This is a genomic window from Cutibacterium sp. 37298, assembly GCF_023838685.1.
In the GTDB taxonomy this organism is placed as follows: Bacteria; Actinomycetota; Actinomycetes; order Propionibacteriales; family Propionibacteriaceae; genus Cutibacterium; species Cutibacterium acnes.
On the sequence record NZ_JAJNRJ010000002.1, the window covers coordinates 563,973 to 579,500 of the forward strand.

The 15,528-nt window shown below is 60.1% G+C and carries 15 protein-coding genes, 1 tRNA gene and 3 pseudogenes; 2 read left to right on the forward strand and 17 right to left on the reverse strand.

The window, feature by feature from the left end; translation table 11 throughout:
• Window positions 1-162 precede the first annotated feature (162 nt).
• The 6 genes from LRP59_RS07115 to LRP59_RS07140 all read right to left on the reverse strand — a co-directional run bounded on the left by LRP59_RS07115 (window position 163) and on the right by LRP59_RS07140 (window position 5,794).
• Window positions 163-1,521: an MFS transporter gene (locus tag LRP59_RS07115; protein WP_002513839.1), complete on the reverse strand. Its 1,359-nt coding sequence runs from the start codon at window positions 1,519-1,521 to the stop codon at window positions 163-165.
• A gap of 34 nt (window positions 1,522-1,555) precedes the next feature.
• On the reverse strand, window positions 1,556-2,506 hold the full coding sequence (locus LRP59_RS07120; protein ID WP_002513840.1) for a sugar kinase: 951 nt from the start codon (window positions 2,504-2,506) through the stop codon (window positions 1,556-1,558).
• The gene (locus tag LRP59_RS07125) at window positions 2,503-3,171 is read right to left on the reverse strand and encodes an L-ribulose-5-phosphate 4-epimerase (protein WP_002513841.1); all 669 of its coding nucleotides are present in this window, start codon (window positions 3,169-3,171) and stop codon (window positions 2,503-2,505) included. Before LRP59_RS07125 ends, LRP59_RS07120 begins: the two co-directional genes overlap by 4 nt.
• A gap of 87 nt (window positions 3,172-3,258) precedes the next feature.
• Window positions 3,259-4,146: an L-ribulose-5-phosphate 3-epimerase gene (locus LRP59_RS07130; RefSeq protein ID WP_002513842.1), complete on the reverse strand. Its 888-nt coding sequence runs from the start codon at window positions 4,144-4,146 to the stop codon at window positions 3,259-3,261.
• On the reverse strand, window positions 4,143-4,796 hold the full coding sequence (locus LRP59_RS07135; RefSeq protein WP_002521791.1) for a 3-dehydro-L-gulonate-6-phosphate decarboxylase: 654 nt from the start codon (window positions 4,794-4,796) through the stop codon (window positions 4,143-4,145). Before LRP59_RS07135 ends, LRP59_RS07130 begins: the two co-directional genes overlap by 4 nt.
• Window positions 4,797-4,801: 5 nt before the next feature.
• Window positions 4,802-5,794 (reverse strand): phosphotriesterase, encoded by a 993-nt coding sequence (locus LRP59_RS07140; protein ID WP_252236833.1) that lies wholly within the window; start codon window positions 5,792-5,794, stop codon window positions 4,802-4,804.
• Between the two features lie 179 nt (window positions 5,795-5,973).
• Here LRP59_RS07140 and LRP59_RS07145 point away from each other — a divergent pair, with 179 nt between their 5' ends.
• On the forward strand, window positions 5,974-6,918 hold the full coding sequence (locus tag LRP59_RS07145; protein ID WP_002521792.1) for a sugar-binding transcriptional regulator: 945 nt from the start codon (window positions 5,974-5,976) through the stop codon (window positions 6,916-6,918).
• Window positions 6,919-7,143: 225 nt separating this feature from the next.
• Here the strand turns inward: LRP59_RS07145 and LRP59_RS07150 are convergent.
• Window positions 7,144-7,437, reverse strand: a pseudogene (locus tag LRP59_RS07150) (TetR/AcrR family transcriptional regulator); the annotation flags it as partial.
• Between the two features lie 214 nt (window positions 7,438-7,651).
• Window positions 7,652-7,904: pseudogene (locus LRP59_RS07155) on the reverse strand (hypothetical protein).
• 131 nt (window positions 7,905-8,035) lie between these two features.
• Between LRP59_RS07155 and LRP59_RS07160 the strand changes: the two are divergent.
• A pseudogene (locus LRP59_RS07160) lies at window positions 8,036-8,596 on the forward strand (flavin reductase family protein).
• A 281-nt stretch (window positions 8,597-8,877) separates the two neighbouring features.
• On the opposite strand, the gene LRP59_RS07165 reads toward LRP59_RS07160, so the two are convergent.
• From LRP59_RS07165 to obgE, 9 genes are all read right to left on the reverse strand, one after another.
• Window positions 8,878-9,378 carry a hypothetical protein gene (locus LRP59_RS07165; RefSeq protein ID WP_002521796.1) on the reverse strand — a complete coding sequence of 167 codons (501 nt, stop codon included), beginning with the start codon at window positions 9,376-9,378 and terminating at the stop codon, window positions 8,878-8,880.
• Between the two features lie 34 nt (window positions 9,379-9,412).
• Window positions 9,413-9,485, reverse strand: a tRNA-Ala gene (locus tag LRP59_RS07170).
• Window positions 9,486-9,553: 68 nt separating this feature from the next.
• On the reverse strand, window positions 9,554-10,225 hold the full coding sequence (locus tag LRP59_RS07175) for a histidine phosphatase family protein (RefSeq protein WP_002521797.1): 672 nt from the start codon (window positions 10,223-10,225) through the stop codon (window positions 9,554-9,556).
• The gene (gene rsfS / locus LRP59_RS07180; RefSeq protein ID WP_148378310.1) at window positions 10,222-10,626 is read right to left on the reverse strand and encodes a ribosome silencing factor; all 405 of its coding nucleotides are present in this window, start codon (window positions 10,624-10,626) and stop codon (window positions 10,222-10,224) included. Before rsfS ends, LRP59_RS07175 begins: the two co-directional genes overlap by 4 nt.
• Window positions 10,623-11,291: a nicotinate-nucleotide adenylyltransferase gene (gene nadD / locus LRP59_RS07185; RefSeq protein WP_002533110.1), complete on the reverse strand. Its 669-nt coding sequence runs from the start codon at window positions 11,289-11,291 to the stop codon at window positions 10,623-10,625. The genes rsfS and nadD overlap by 4 nt, the downstream gene beginning before the upstream one ends.
• Complete coding sequence (locus LRP59_RS12020; protein WP_002521800.1) at window positions 11,291-11,413, reverse strand: hypothetical protein; 123 nt, start codon at window positions 11,411-11,413, stop codon at window positions 11,291-11,293. The genes nadD and LRP59_RS12020 overlap by 1 nt, the downstream gene beginning before the upstream one ends.
• A gap of 47 nt (window positions 11,414-11,460) precedes the next feature.
• Window positions 11,461-12,708, reverse strand: coding sequence for a glutamate-5-semialdehyde dehydrogenase (locus tag LRP59_RS07190; RefSeq protein WP_002513853.1), 1,248 nt, complete (start codon window positions 12,706-12,708; stop codon window positions 11,461-11,463).
• Window positions 12,709-12,756: 48 nt separating this feature from the next.
• On the reverse strand, window positions 12,757-13,932 hold the full coding sequence (gene proB / locus LRP59_RS07195) for a glutamate 5-kinase (protein ID WP_002513854.1): 1,176 nt from the start codon (window positions 13,930-13,932) through the stop codon (window positions 12,757-12,759).
• Window positions 13,925-15,442 (reverse strand): GTPase ObgE, encoded by a 1,518-nt coding sequence (obgE, locus tag LRP59_RS07200; protein ID WP_002513855.1) that lies wholly within the window; start codon window positions 15,440-15,442, stop codon window positions 13,925-13,927. The genes proB and obgE overlap by 8 nt, the downstream gene beginning before the upstream one ends.
• Window positions 15,443-15,528 lie beyond the last annotated feature (86 nt).

Below are 15,528 nucleotides of genomic sequence, written 5' to 3' on the forward strand. Positions count from 1 at the left end.
AAGGTCACCAAAGAACCTCCAGATGTCACTGTCAACGTGGTAAATCACTCCGTACCGCTCGATCTGGCGTGTCGAGGACCCCTAAACCACCCCGTCAAGTCACGGTCTCGGTCAACCCTTTGAAGCAGGTACAGGCCCTCGACATCAGGACCATCTAATTGGTCAAATCTTGTCGAGCGAGGTGCCACGAGTTTCGCGGGCAAACATGTATGTCATACCGCCAATGATTAGCAGCACAGCGAACAGGACGAATGCCGGGAATACCGCGTCCAGGGTGACATTCTGCTTGACGGCAGATCCGCCCACCATGAGTCCCATAAGCGCCGGACCGATGATCTTGGCGGTGGCACCGATGCCGTAGCCCAGTCCCAGACCAGTCGAGCGAGCTTCGTTGGGGAATTGCTCGGCGCCGAAGGCATTGAGGATGCCGAAGGCGCCGTCGGCGAAGGCCATCGCAATGAGGACACCGACGAAGAAGATCTGCCAGCCCCAACCCAGGCGGGCCGAAAGGGCGATGATGAGAGTCCCGCCAGCACCGATGAGGCCAAACGACAACATGGTGGCCCTCCGACCAATGCGGTCTGCCAGCCATGCTGATAGGAAGCGTCCGATGAGATCGGCCAGGGAGACGAACATGAACAGGGTCCCGACTTGCTCGGGAGACTTGCCAAAGCCGGTCTTGAGCAGGGTCTGGCCCCACGACTGAATCGTGAAAGAGCCCAGAATGAAGCAGAATGATCCCAGACTGACGATGAGAAGACTCTTGCGATATTTACCAAAGACAAGTGAGTAGGAAGCGTCTTGGACGTGTTCAACGGCAGGCAACTCTCCAATGTCGTCAGCGGGCATATCGAGTGCCCAGGCTAGGGCCTCGCGTGCTTCCTTATCACGCCCATGACTCTGTAGGAACCGTGGTGATTCGGGCACGAAACGGATCCACACCAGCAGAAAAACAGGAATGGCGCCCAAAGCGATAAGGGCACGCCAATTATCGCCCAGTGCATTTTGTGCTAACGACCCCAAGAACAGACCGAGGGGGATGAATACCGACGCCAGGCCGGCGAGAAGACCGCGCTGCTTAGCAGGCACGAACTCCTGGACGTAGGGAATCGAGGTGATATTAAGTCCGCCGACTCCGATCCCTACGCCAATACGCAAAATGGCGAGCATAATCCAGCCACGATCTGGGGTGAACACAGATACTACAGTGAACACGACGAACAGGAGCACGCACCAGAAGAAAGAGGAGCGGCGTCCGATCTTGTCGGCAAGGCGTCCCCACATGATGGAACCGACGACCGTCCCCAGACCGGAACAGGCGAGAATGACGCCCGCCTCAGTGCCAGTCAGATTCCATGGCTTAGTCAGGACGGATACGACGAAACCAATGAGGAAGATGTCAAAGAACTCGGAGATATTTCCGACGACGGCTAGGGCAACAAGATTCTTCTGATTGCGTGTTAAGGGACGCGAATCGATGAGGTCTAGAGCTGATTGTTTGGGTGTTGTTGAGGTGGACATGTGAGTGTGTCTCCTGTCTGCGCTGTGATCAGGTTCAGCGCAGAATGTCGGTATTCGGGGGAATATTGAGTTCGCTAGGGCTCACACGAGTCAGATCACCGTAATGGGTTAGGGCGTAGGCGGAGGTCCGCTGTCCATAATGGATTCCCTGCACCACGTCACCTCCGAGGTACCCGTGAAGGGTCCCCGCGACAAAGGAGTCTCCCGCGCCCGGGCGGTCGATAACGGGCACCTGAACCACGGGGAACGTGCAGTCGCCGCGCTCGGCGTCCGAGAAGTACACACCATTGATTTGATCGGTAGACACGACCGTCGGGACCCCGAACAGTTCACGCAATTCGCGACATGCCTGCTCCCCATCAGATTCGATGCCGAAGACGGCCTTGCCATCACGCACCGAGCAGAAGACAATATTCGACATCCTTGCAATTGGTTCCAACACCTCACGAGCGTGCTCCGGACCCCACAGCAGAGACCGGTAGTTGACGTCGAGGGCGACGGCAATGCCACGGCGGTGAGCCTCGTCAACAAAGTGACGCACCACAGCCGCAGTATTCTCGGTTAAGGCAGCGGTGATGCCAGTGACAAAGACCAGACGGGTATCGAGCAAGGCCTCCCAGTCGAGGTCCTCGACGGTAACGTCGCGGAACGGGGTGTGCTCCCGGTCGTAGAGCACGCGGGCAGGCATCGGATACTCACCGGGCTCCATGAAATATAACGCGACGCGCCCTTCGGGCTTCATACAAATGTGGGAAACGTCGACCCCAACACTGCGGAACTCGTTGACGACCCGATCAGTAAGATCACCCTTCGGCATGACAGAGGCCCAACAGGTACTACGCCCAAGTTGGGACAACAAGCCGGACACATTGGCCTCGGAGCAGGCTGCGGTGGCACGCAACTGCTGGGCATTAATGAGACGCTCACCCTTGTAGCAGGTGAGCCGGATCTGCCCCTCGCCGATGGTCGAGATGTCGTAGGTCATGCCGTCACCCCCGTGGATGCTGCCGCAGTGCCGTAACGATTGGTGTATCGATCGTGGTTGGAGTCGATCTCCGACTGTGGAAGTGGGGAGATCTCGCCGATGAGTTGGGCGTAGGTGAGGGTCTTGGCGACGTCCTCAACCATGACAGCTGCTTTGATGGCCTTCTCGATCGAGGTGCCGACAGTGAAGACACCATGCTTTTTGAGTAGCACCGCTGGGGACTGGTCAATGAACCGCATGATCTGCTCACCAATCTGTTCAGTGCCAATCTGGGCGTAGTCGCCGCACCGCACTGGCCCCCCAAACTCATCAGCGATGGCCGTCACGGCACATGGGATGTCCTGGCCAGTGGCCGCCCACGCGGTAGCGAAGGTGGAATGGGTGTGGATAATGCTCCGAATGTCGTCGCGACGTCGGTAGACATACAAGTGTGAGGCGGTATCCGAGGACGGTCCTCGACGCCCCTCCACGACCTTGCCATCAAGGTCGACAACAACCATATCGTCCGGGGTCATAGCGTCATACAGCATCCCGGACGGCTTGATGACGACAAGGCCGGTCTCAGGGTCCCGAGCGGACAGGTTGCCCGAGGTCCACGTCACAAGTCCGTGACGGGGCAGTTCTAGGTTGCCTCGACAGACGTCTGTCTTGAGCTTTTCAAGCATGAAAGGTTCTCCTTTGAACAATAAAGAAAATTTGTAGAGGCGCAGAGCTGGGCGGCCCGGAATTCATGCCGGGCCCCCAGCCCAGGGTCAAGAGAGGGCGCGGCGAACCGGGATTCCAGCGGTCCTAAGATGCTCCTCTATGAACTGGCATGCTGACGCACTGCGCGCGTTGGAATCGGGAGCGTCGTCGTTCCACATCTCGATCATCATTCGGCCGCGCCAACCCTGCTCAGCAAGGACAGCGAAGGACTCGTCCCAGTCGACGGTTCCCTCCCCCATTGGTACCCGACGAGGCTCACCCGGCCGAACATCTTTGACGTGGATCGCGACCATGTGGCCCCGCCCGGCCTTGAGTTCGGTCACGGCGTCAAGCTGTTGCTCGGCAATGTTGCCAAGGTCTGGGTACACCTGCAGGTAGGGCGAGTCGGCAAGCTTGACGAACTCCATCGCCTTACGGATAGAAGTGACGTCGGTGCCGTCAACATTCTCGATGCCCATGACAACCCCCAGCCGTGCAGCCATCGGGACGGCGTCGAGCAGGAGGTCGGTATACCACTGCTCGGCATGGTCATTCATCTGCTCGTAGTAGCAGTAGTACCCCGCGACCTGAAGCACGGGAGCGCCAAGGTCGTGGCACAGCTGCAATCCTTCGGCCATCACCTCCCGAGCTCGCTGGCGCACGGCTGGGTCGGCACTACCAGGGCCAATACGCCGATGTACCGATAAGCAGACACCACCGATAGCGGTTTCTGCGGCCTCAGCGCAATGGCGCACCATGCGACGCCGGCGCTGGTCCCATTGGAGCCGTGCTGTCCTCTCTTCGGACTCATCGACGGACAGGTCGACAAAACTGAATCCTGCCTCGGGTACCTGGATTAGGAAGCGTCGCCAGTCGTCGTCGGTAGCCAAGGGGTTGCCGACGAGGGCTTTCTCATAGATGCCGAGGGTCACCCCGTCGGTCAGCGATTCGGTCATTGCGGCCACACCTCGTCCAAGGTGGAGCGCAGTCGTTTCGCGGCAGCTTTGGGATCATCAGCAGCGACAATTGAGCGACCGGTAATTACGATGCCGACCGGGTGCCCGGCGAAAACCGGGAGGTCTTCGGGGGTGATTCCTCCTGTGACGGTGACGGTGAATCCCATCCCTGCCAGCTCGTCGATCCGCCCGAGGTCTTCTGGTTTCCAGGACAGGTCTCCGGCGGCCTCGCGGTCGCGGGAACGCTTGACGATGACGTGTTGGACGCCGAGTGTGCGCCATGTGCGGGCACGGTCGGCGTCGTACCACTCGTCGGCGAGCTCGACTTGCACTTCACCGCCGAACTCCCCAGCCACTTTGCATACTTGGTCGATGGTTGTCAGGGATGCCCCGGCGACACAAGAGACGAGGTCGGCGCCTGCTTCGAAGCACATTCGGGCGATCTTGGCCCCGGCCTCGGCAATACGAACGTCGGCAAGAATTGTCTTGTCAGGGTAGGCAGCCCGGATAGCCCGCACCGCATCCATTCCCTCGGCAAGCACGAGGATGGTACCGCACTCGATGATGTCGATCTGGTCGACGGCGGTAGCCAACGGAGCGAGGGCCGATGGCAGATCATAGGTGTCAAGAGCGATCTGAAGTCGTGGCATCGTCGTCACCCGGCCAGCGGCTCGAAGCCGAAGAAGGTGGCCGCGTTGTTGATGAGGAGGTCGTTGACGTAGTCGCGGTCGACGCCTTCGTCTTCGACGAGACGCGGACAGAAGACGGCCGGATCGTAATCGATACCTGAGACCGAACCGTAAACCTTCTGGTAAGAGGCCTTACCGGAATCGGTGCCCAACAGGATCTGCTTGCCGTAGCCCTTCTCACCGAGGGTCTTCACCAGGTTGACGCGGGTGTTATCCGGGACGTACTTGATACGGTTAGTGCCGTCCAGCTCGACGTAGCAGCCGAGCTTGCAGATCTGCTCGTGAACCCAGGGATCCCAGTTGCGCTGCATATGGCCGATAGCGATTTTGGCCGGATCAACACCCTGGTCAACAAGGAATCGTGCCTGCTCAGGGCCACAAGTTCCGGCCGTCACGTGGGTGTTAATGGGACAGCCGGTCTCTTTAGACACGATGGCGACAGCTTGGCCAGACTTCTTTTCCCACTCGGTGATCTTGCCGTAGGCAGTGGCCCACTTGATGACGCCCGCCTTGACATTGGTGCGCTCGACGATGGGGCCCATGTAATCGAAACGGTCGATGCCCTCAACGATGTCGGCGATGAGTAGATCGGCGATCTGGGTGACGGTGTACTGGTTGACCCAGCTCTGGCGCCACTCGAGGTAGACCTTCTGCTGGTGGAATCCAGTGGCTTGGACGACCTGCAGTCCCGGAACCTTCTCGACGACCTGGAGGGTTTTGAGCACGCCGCGGCCTGAGGAGGCCGGGCACATGTCGATGATGGTTCCCCCAGCGGCCCAGTTCTTAGAGGCCTCGACGAAATATGTAGCCTCCTGGGCTGCCTTGTCGACGTCGTCAAGCAAGTGGTCGGAGTCGATGTAGACCTCCCCGGCTCCGACGCGGATGAGGTGATCGTGGGCATTAACGACGCCGAGGGTGTCGGGCGAAACGTCGCCATTGATGGTACGAACGACGGCCATTGGAGTGATTCCTCTCTCACGACTGTGTGACGGGAACCATTGAGCCGCCATCACAGCAACCCCGCAAGACCATGAGTTCACACATGTGAATTCATCCTAAGCAAAAAGGCTAGTATGGTGGCTTCACTTCCCGTTTCAACGGTGGACCTACCCCAAAGATTCACATCTGTGAGACACTCATGACTGATCGCGAACACATCCAGACCTTGCTCACGGTCGCGAGGCGGTACTGGTTAGAGCAGGCCACTCAAGCCGAGATCGCCGCCGAGATCGGCTACTCCCGCTCGATGGTGTCCAGGCTTCTTGACGAGGCGAGGCGTCGCGGGATCATCACGTTCACAGTGCAGCATCCTTTGGAGCGAGCCATCGAGTTAGAGGACGCTCTGACACGCACCTTCGGGCTGACCTGCGCCCGAGTCGCGATGTCCAACGACAATGCCACAGCCGACGAGGTGGCGCGGATGGCTGCCGACCTGGTGACGACGTACATGCATCCCGATTCGGTAATCGCGTTGTCGAACGGACGCGGGGTGGCATCGGTGGTGCATGCGATGACGCCGATACGCCGTCCGGGGGCCACGGTGGTGCAGGCGATCGGTGGAACAGCCAAGGGAAATTTGTTGTTGGACTCTCCTGAGTTGTGCCGTCAGCTGGCAGAACGAATCGGATGTGCATACCGGGTGATGCCGGCTCCTGTGCTGGTGTCGAATCCTCAGGCGGCGGCCGCGTTGAAGGCTGAGGAGTCAGTGGGTATGACGATCGCGATGGCCTCTCACGCAGACATCTTGGTGACCGGCGTAGGAGCAGTCGGAATGCATTCGGTGGCGCCGATCTTCGACCACGTGATGTCGGAGCGCGCACACGCAGAGTTGTTGTCACGCGGGGCCGTAGGACACATTTGCGGGCATCACGTCGATTCCCGGGGTCGTCACATTGACGCAGATTTTTGTCAAGGGTTGATGGCAGTTCCGCTGGACCGGATTCCGTCAATCACTCACGTCATCGTCAGCGCTTTTGGATCCGAAAAGGTGCCGGCCCTAACGGCAATTCTGCGAGGTAAGTGGGTGACAGATCTGGTAACCGATATAGCGACAGCGAGGGCGGTACTAGGCCATCTTGACTGAGATTCCAATGGCTCGCCGGCCGTTAGGAACAGCATCCCGCCGGGGACGATTCCCGTGAACGCAGACGCCACACGGACGAGTTCGTAGGTCATTGAACCTCAAGGACACCGCACAGTCCCGGGCCCCGTACTCAAGCTGGCTCAGTGGTTCGGGTAACACACGAGGCCCTCGTATCGGGGATATGATCAGGTCAGATACCGCAGTCCTGATGAACGTGGAGCGCTACCATCGGGCGTTCACTAAAGTCTGGTTAGCTCGAACTAAGGCAACACGCTCTGCCAGTTCCGCTTCCCCGGATGCTGCGTCTGCGAAGAAATCATCGAGGACATCAGGGATCTCGCCTGGGATACGAATTCGATCTAGCGCATCAATGGTCCGATTCATTTGGTCAGTAGTGGCGACGCTGATAACGACGGCTTCTTTGCTGCCGAAGTGTCGGTAGAAAGTCATGGCGGAGACGTCAGCGGCCTCGGTAATCTGTTCCACGGTCACACTGTCAAAACCATCCCGGGCAGGGATGCTTCTCTAATGGCGCGACAAGTGGCGAGTTTTTTGCGATCGCGACGGTGTAACGAGGAGCGTGGAAGATGCCCGGGCGGCTCAGTGACCGAAGCTTGACGAGCCGCATGACCGGCTGATTGGTGCGGTCGAGCAATTAGCCTCGGGTGAGGATTAGGCTCGGTCGTCCTCGAACACAATTCTGATTTTCACCAAGCACCATGAGGCTCATGAGCTAAGTCTTGATGCTGCCCCTGGTCCCGGCGTCCTGCCGGGTCGTGTTCCCACTACCCCAAGGAACCCGGGTCACCGCCTCACCATTCGGGATGCGCATCGACCCCATCACCGGAGTAACCAAACTCCACCCCAGCGCTGATGACCGCACCCCCATCATTGCCGCCGCCGACGGCATCGTCACCGCCGAACAACGCATCGGCAACGTCGTCTCCACCGGCTACTCCCCCGGTGGCCACTACAGCTACGCCCACATCGCCGTCAAACTAGGCAACCAGCCATGAACATCTTCCTCGACGTCAACGCCCTCGACGACCAGATCTAATCACGTCAACGCGCACGCCGGCGCGTGGGGCGGTACCACTGCGCGGCGGGATAACCTGATTTGGTGCAAACTGACCCGTTCGCCGTCCTGCCGCTCGATAAGTGGAAGTGACATCCCTCACCCCTTGCCGGACAGATCGTCTACGTGCTCACATGCTCCGCATCGGGTGAACTCGACCTTGCACCCACAAGCTGGGTCCAAATGGCGGGCTTCAACGGGCCGTTACTGAGCTTGGGATGCTCCAAGCAACCTTGGACACATAACAACATCATGACCACCGGCCACTACACGGTGAGCTTCCCCACGGTCGAGCAGACGCGCTGCGCTGGGGCAATCGCACGGACTCCACGTGCCGAACGGGTCGCGGCGAGCGGTCTCACGCCAGTGCCGTCCTCCACAGCCGGAATCCCGCATCTGCGCGAATGCCCGGCTTACTGCGAATGCGGGCTGTACCGCGAAGTCGTGCTCGAAGGCGATGAGGTGCTGATCCTCGACCAGATCCGCCGTTTAGCCGTCCACACCGATGTAATCGGTCTAGGATGGAGCGGGATGTGCTCCCGTCTGGCTCCCGGATTTTTCCTGGAACCCGGAGTTACGGGAACTCTGGCTCTAGAGGACTGACCACTTCTCCCGACAACGAAAAGCGCGGTAATTCGGCAGTTAAACATGCCCCGCACCACAAGCGGAGGCCAAGGCGCACCCGCTTGGCAGACCTTCCTGATGTCCTGCCAGTCCGGGGCTTCTGACGGCAGAACTTCTGCTCATGAGGAGCTTGTTGTGATAAATCTTGTTACTGCTGTGGTGCCAAACCTGCCGTTGTTGCTCCGCTAGATGTGGACATCACCCCGAAGTTCGCACTCGGTGATCCTCGCCAAACGCGCCGAAGCCGAGACCGAACGCACCTACCAGCGCAACTCCCTGAGCCCAGCCCAGGCTGAGCACGTCCGGAAAGTCCTCAACGACGTCTTCGACCAGCTCGAAGGATCCAGCGAAGACGAACCCTGACCGCCCAGCGCGACAAGCTCGAAGCCGAACGCCTCAAACTCGTCCAAGCCCACTACGCCGACGCGATCCCCCTCGACCTCCTCAAAAGCGAACAAGACCGCATCCGCGCCAGCCTCGACCAGATCACCACACGGCTCGACAACCTCACCGACACCTACGCCGACGCCCGAACAGGCTTGGACCAACTCACCGACCTCCTGGTAGATCTCGACGACCTCTACAACAAGTGCGAACCAGCAGAACGACGCATCCTCAACCGAGCCCTGTTCACCCACATCACCATCGACGACGAAGAAAACGCCACCTACACACCCGACGAGACCACCGCCAACATCCTTGCCCACACCAGCATCGACGCCCCGGCGCAAGTCACCGCAGAAACAAAACCACCCCGCCATCAGGCGGGGCAAGTTTCAATTTTCTCATCTTACGTGGAGCATAGGGGATTCGAACCCCTGACCTCTTCCATGCCATGGAAGCGCGCTACCAACTGCGCCAATGCCCCAGAAACCCGCTCGTAAAGCCAGTCCCAAGCATCTCCCGTTCCCGGGCGACTCGTAGAACTTTAGCGGATCATGCCCCCTTTGCAAAATCGACGTCCATGGACATCGGGACACCACAGTTGTAGGCCATGAGGCGCCATGGAGAAAGGAACCCTCTAGCCTCGACGACGTCCTCCGGCAGGTGGTCAACAATCGACCATGAACAGTTATCAAGACCGCCCATGCATCGTGAGGCACCGTAGTCGCCGCCGAGCAGCCAGCAGATTCCGGTCCGCAGCGCGAACCCGTGGGCCACAAGGATGATCGTTCCGCCAGCGTACCGCGCGACAACGTCCTGACACACGGCAACGATTCGATCCCCGACCTCGCTCGCCGTCTCCCCATTGGCGCGCCGGTAATCGATAGGGCTGACCACACCTGCTGCGTACTCAGGATCGTTGCGACGCAGGTCCGCAGCCCGTTGTCCCGACCAACGTCCGACATCGATCTCGATGAGTCGATCATCCAGCTGTACGCCCAATCCAGCACAAGCGCCGATTGCCTGAGCTGTGTCGCGCGCACGTTGTAGCGGAGAGGCAATGATCGCGTCAGGTTCCATCTCGGCGATGACTTGAGCCACTGTGAGTGCCTGACGGCGCCCCACCTCATCCAACGGCATGTCGAGACGGCCCTGGAGCCGACCCTCCACATTGAACGCCGTCCTGCCGTGCCGCACGAACACGAGACGCGTTCGATCGCTCACTGCGCGTCTGTCCCTACATCCGTGGGGGGCAAACAGCTCATCGCCAGGAAGTCGAGATCAACCGACGGGCAGTCCTTCCACAGCCTCTCCAGGGAGTACAACTCGCGCTCCTCCTGATGCTGCACGTGCACCACGATGTCGATGTAGTCGAGCAGCACCCAGCGGTTCTCTCGTTCTCCCTCGCGACGTGCACGATGGGCCTTGTGCTCGTGCATGGCTTTGTCGACAGCATCTACGACCGCCGAGACCTGACGCTCGTTGGCCGCCGAGATGACAACGAAGATATCGGTAATGGCAAGATGCTCCGAGACATCGAGGGCAACGATATCGAAGCCCTTCTTGCCAAGGGCAGCGTGCGCCGCTACGCGGGCAAGCTCGATAGCATATTCAGTGGCGCTCAATGATCCTCCGGAGTGGTCTTGTCGTTGTTGTCGCGGTAAAGACCGCGCTTGTTGATATACCGCACGATGCCGTCCGGCACGAGATACCAGATTGGCATGTCCTCGCTGACTCGATGACGGCAATCGGTTGATGAGATGGCCATCGCAGGCACCTCAAGAAGAGTGACCTTCTCTGCTGGCAAGTGAGAAATGTCCTTAGTTCCCAGCGGCACCCCGGGCCGCGACACCCCGATAAAATGCGCCAGGTCAAACAATTCGTCGGCCCCACGCCAAGTAAGGATCTGACTCAGAGCATCAGCGCCGGTGATGAAGAACAGGTCCACATCACTGCCACGCTCCCGCCGCAGATCCTTGAGAGTGTCGACGGTGTACGTGTCCCCCGGACGATCGATATCGACCCGCGACACCGAAAAAGACGGATTCGACGCCGTCGCGATGACGGTCATGAGGTAGCGATCCTCGGCCTGCGAAACCCTGCGTCCCTTCTTTTGCCAAGGCACGCCGGTGGGAACGAAAACGACCTCGTCGAGGTCGAATCTGGCCGCAACCTCGGAGGCCGCGACGAGGTGGCCATGATGAATGGGGTCGAAGGTGCCACCCATCACCCCGAGCCGGTAGCGGCGTCCGTTGTGGACCCGCGCCAGCCCCAGCTCAACACTTGGCATCAGGAATGCGGCCGACCCTTGCCGATACCACGGACGATAGCCAACGCCATCAGCAGAACCAGCAGCGTCAAGATGCCGACGACGAGGGCCGACGACTCCATCAGGAGAGGAACGATACTCATGACGCCTCAGCCTATCCCACAACCGCCCCACGACAACCGTTAATCGGTCACGGACGGGTCTGACCGTCCCCGCGCAGGACGTAGGTTGTCGTCGTCATTTCCCGCAGGCCCATCGGCCCGCGCGCATGGAGCTTCTGGGTAGAAATACCGATCTCGGCACCGAATCCGAACTCGCCACCGTCAACGAATCGGCTGGAGCAATTCACCAGCACCGCCGCAGCATCAACGCTTGAAGCGAAAAACTCCTGCGAAGACATCGACTTAGTGACGATGGTTTCCGAATGTCCCGAACCATGCTTGGCGATGTGATCGACCGCTTCTTCCAGGTCGTCCACAATGCGCAGCGCAAGGTCCAGGGACAAGTACTCGTTGTCGTATTCATCAGGGGCGGCAGGAACGATCCTCGGATCCAGTCGGATGCTCTCTTCATCACCGTGTACCGTGACTCCGCGTTCGCTCATGGCGTCGACCAATGGGGGTACTGCCGAACCCGCAATTCCTCGATGCACCAAAACCGTCTCGATGGCATTGCACACGCTGGGACGCTGGGTTTTAGCATTGACGGCAATATTGACCGCCATCTCCACATCGGCGCTAACGTCAATGACGAGGTGGCAGTTGCCGGTCCCGGTCTGGATGACGGGAACCTTGGCTCCGGACACGACGGCGTTGATGAGCCCGGCACCGCCGCGCGGAATGAGCAAGTCGACGTATCCTCGGGCAGCCATGAGTTCATCGGTGACCTCGTGGCCACCCTCGACGAGTTGCACCGCCTCACGAATCTCCTCAGGCAGCCGGGATCGCATCGCCGCAATCACTGCCCGGTTGGACTCTAGGGCCGACGAAGATCCTCGTAACAGACACGCATTTCCAGACTTCAAGCAAATACCCGCCGCATCAGAGGTGACATTGGGACGAGCCTCGTAAATGATCCCGATGACACCGATCGGCACCCGGACCTGTTCTACCTTGACCCCCAGCGGAGTGTGCCAGCCGCGCACCACCTCACCGACGGGATCGTCGAGATGAGCAACCCCCTCCAAACCGACAGCCATCCCTTCGATCCGCTCCGGGGTGAGGGTCAAACGGTCGAGGAGAGCTTCGTCCATCCCGGCATCGCGACCGCGATCGACGTCAGCACCGTTGGCAGCAAGAATCTCGTCGACGCCTTTACGTAACCCGATAGCCATTGCCGCCAAGAGGTCGTCTTTGTCGATGCGACGCAGCCGACGCAACACCGTGGCGGAAGATCGGGCAGCTATGGCCTGTTCGATGACTCGCGAGCTCATGGCCATATGGTATTCGTCAGCTGAGCATCACTCACCTGATAACCAGACCGTGAGTCAGGGCGTCACCCTTGACCCGCTACTTTTCTGGTTCCTCGATGACGGCTCAGCTTTACGACGACGACTCAGCACCATGGCATCGCGGTGGATGATCTCGCGAGAGGCCGCCGGGCCCATTTCTGCGGCCAACCAGGCACTCGAACGTCCCCTCATGACGCGCACCTCATCATGGGAGAACTGGGCGATCCCGCGACCAACAACTCGACCGTCGGAGGCCAGGATCGTCACTGGGTCGCCTGCTTGGAAGTCTCCGTGTACCCGAGTCACACCCACCGCCAACAACGAGGAATGACGCTGAGTCAAAGCTTCGACAGCTCCGTCGTCGATGACGATCTGTCCCTGCGGGGTGGCAGCGTCGGCCAACCACAGCAACCGTCGGGGCCGTCGCGTCGCCAGCGGGCGGAAGTAGGTACCCACGGGGGCACCAGCCAGAACGCCCCGGGCATCCACAGCCGCTGCGAGTACCACCGGCACCCCGGCACAGGTGGCCATTCGGGCGGCTTCAAGTTTCGTGGTCATGCCGCCGGTTCCCACCCCCGAACCAGCTTTATGGGTATCGACATCCAATGCATCGATGTCCTCCACAACCTCCACGCGACGAGCATCCGGTGAATCCGGATGGGCGGTGTACAAGGCGTCAACGTCAGAGAGCAGAATGAGGGCTTGAGCGCGCACCAGCTCGGCTACCAGGGCAGCAAGCCGATCATTATCGCCAAACCGAATTTCTCCGGTGGCGACCGTGTCGTTCTCGTTGACGATCGGCACGACGCCCAACCCCAGCAAAGTGTCGAGGGTTGACCAAGCATTGCGGTACGAAGTGGGCCGCACCAGGTCATTGACGGTGAGTAGTACCTGCCCCACCCGCAACCCGTGACTGGCAAACCTCGACGCGTAGTGAGCCAATAAAATACCTTGTCCCACCGACGCGGCCGCTTGCTTGCCGGCCAAAGTGCGCGGACGATGAGTTATCCCCATAGCGGGAAATCCAGTGGCAATCGCCCCGGAACTCACCAGGACGACGCGCCGGCCGACCGCGATGACCTCACTCAGCGCGTCGACCAGGTCGTCAACACGACGAACGTCAATCCCGCCACCAGGAAGAGTCAGGGAGGAAGATCCGACCTTAACCACCAGGGTGGCGGCCCCGCATATGGCTCCGCGCTGATCAGTCACGGCCCTCGAACCACTCCTCTTCGGCAACACGGGCGCGCCACGACTCTCCGCGCAGGTCACGACCGACCTGACCATACTCCTCTCGAGCACGATGATATTCGCGGTCCATCTCCCGACGACGAGTAGCCGAAGGACGCTCGGACTTCAAGCGCTGGTCCTCGCCACGGCGAGACAGCAGCTCAGCACCCGACTCAATCTGTGGGGCAAAGTCGAAAATGACGGCGTCCTCACCACCGACAGCGACAGCGTCACCAGCGATGGCGCCCATAGCCAGCAATTCCTCCTCGACACCCAAACGATTCAGACGATCCGACAAGTATCCGACGGCCTCTGGATTGTTGAAGTCAGTCTGGGCAACCCAGCGAGTCGGTTTGTCGCCGGTCACGCGCCACAGGAACCCGCCTTCGCCGTCCCCCTGACGTTTGATGGAGAAAGCCTGGCGCTCATTCTTGGGCTCGGGTCGAATTACGATGCGCTCCGGCTCGGGCTCAGGCTCGTTGTCGCGGGCCTTCTCGACCAGCTCGGCCATCGCGAATTTGAGTGAATTAAGCCCTTCCCCCGATTTCGTCGATACTCGGAATACCGGCCAGCCACGCTCGGCGACGTCATCGAAGACGATATCGGCTAGATCAGCGGCATCAGGAACGTCAACCTTGTTGAGCACCACCAGGCGCGGACGATCCTCAAGCCCACCGTGGGCAATAAGCTCCCCCTCAATAACGTCGAGATCGCTGACCGGGTCGCGGCCAGGCTCGTAGGTGGCACAGTCAATGACGTGGACGATGGCCCGGCACCGCTCAATGTGGCGCAAAAAATCGAATCCCAGTCCCTTTCCCAGAGACGCCCCTGGAATGAGGCCGGGCACGTCGGCAACGGTATATGTTGTCTCCCCCGCGACGACCACACCTAAGTTCGGCACCAGGGTGGTGAATGGGTAATCAGCAATCTTCGGCTTAGCCCGCGAGATCGCCGCGATGAGGCTGGACTTTCCCGCCGAAGGAAATCCCACCAAGCCGATGTCGGCGACCACCTTGAGCTCGAGCAGGATCTTGCGTTCCTCCCCGGCTTCACCGAGCAGGGCAAAACCAGGAGCCTTGCGAGCCGAGTTCGCAAGAGCTGCGTTACCGAGGCCACCACGACCACCAGCCGCAACGACGAGTTCAGCCCCCACCCCAACGAGGTCTCCTAGCAGCTCGCCTGTGTCAGCGTCAGAGACGACCGTGCCCTCTGGGACGGCCAAGATCATGTCGGATCCATTGGCCCCAGCCTGGTTATCACCGCGTCCGGACTCGCCATTCGTCGCCTTACGGGTGGACTGCCAGTGATAGTCCACAAGAGTCGTCACTTGAGGATCAACGCGCAAGATTACAGACCCGCCATGGCCGCCGTTGCCACCGTCGGGGCCCCCCAACGGCTTAAACTTCTCACGCTTGACAGAGGCGCAGCCATGTCCTCCCTTGCCCGCCACGGCGGTCAGCGTCGCGCGGTCCACGAAGGACGGGATGGCCATGTTCTCTCCTCAGAAAATGGAATCGGGCCTTCCGACCCCAGGACAGATAACCAGTTTAGACGCTAGGACGCGTCACCCCGTCCCCG

Excerpts from the sequence above, each read along its gene's own strand:
- LRP59_RS07115 (WP_002513839.1), bottom strand. The coding sequence starts at position 1,521 with ATGTCCACCTCAACAACACCCAAACAATCAGCTCTAGACCTCATCGAT.
- LRP59_RS07120 (WP_002513840.1), bottom strand. The coding sequence starts at position 2,506 with ATGACCTACGACATCTCGACCATCGGCGAGGGGCAGATCCGGCTCACC.
- LRP59_RS07125 (WP_002513841.1), bottom strand. The coding sequence starts at position 3,171 with ATGCTTGAAAAGCTCAAGACAGACGTCTGTCGAGGCAACCTAGAACTG.
- LRP59_RS07130 (WP_002513842.1), bottom strand. The coding sequence starts at position 4,146 with ATGACCGAATCGCTGACCGACGGGGTGACCCTCGGCATCTATGAGAAA.
- LRP59_RS07135 (WP_002521791.1), bottom strand. The coding sequence starts at position 4,796 with ATGCCACGACTTCAGATCGCTCTTGACACCTATGATCTGCCATCGGCC.
- LRP59_RS07140 (WP_252236833.1), bottom strand. The coding sequence starts at position 5,794 with ATGGCCGTCGTTCGTACCATCAATGGCGACGTTTCGCCCGACACCCTC.
- LRP59_RS07145 (WP_002521792.1), top strand. The coding sequence starts at position 5,974 with ATGACTGATCGCGAACACATCCAGACCTTGCTCACGGTCGCGAGGCGG.
- LRP59_RS07165 (WP_002521796.1), bottom strand. The coding sequence starts at position 9,378 with ATGGCGGGGTGGTTTTGTTTCTGCGGTGACTTGCGCCGGGGCGTCGAT.
- nadD (WP_002533110.1), bottom strand. The coding sequence starts at position 11,291 with ATGCCAAGTGTTGAGCTGGGGCTGGCGCGGGTCCACAACGGACGCCGC.
- LRP59_RS12020 (WP_002521800.1), bottom strand. The coding sequence starts at position 11,413 with ATGAGTATCGTTCCTCTCCTGATGGAGTCGTCGGCCCTCGTCGTCGGC.
- LRP59_RS07190 (WP_002513853.1), bottom strand. The coding sequence starts at position 12,708 with ATGGCCATGAGCTCGCGAGTCATCGAACAGGCCATAGCTGCCCGATCT.
- obgE (WP_002513855.1), bottom strand. The coding sequence starts at position 15,442 with ATGGCCATCCCGTCCTTCGTGGACCGCGCGACGCTGACCGCCGTGGCG.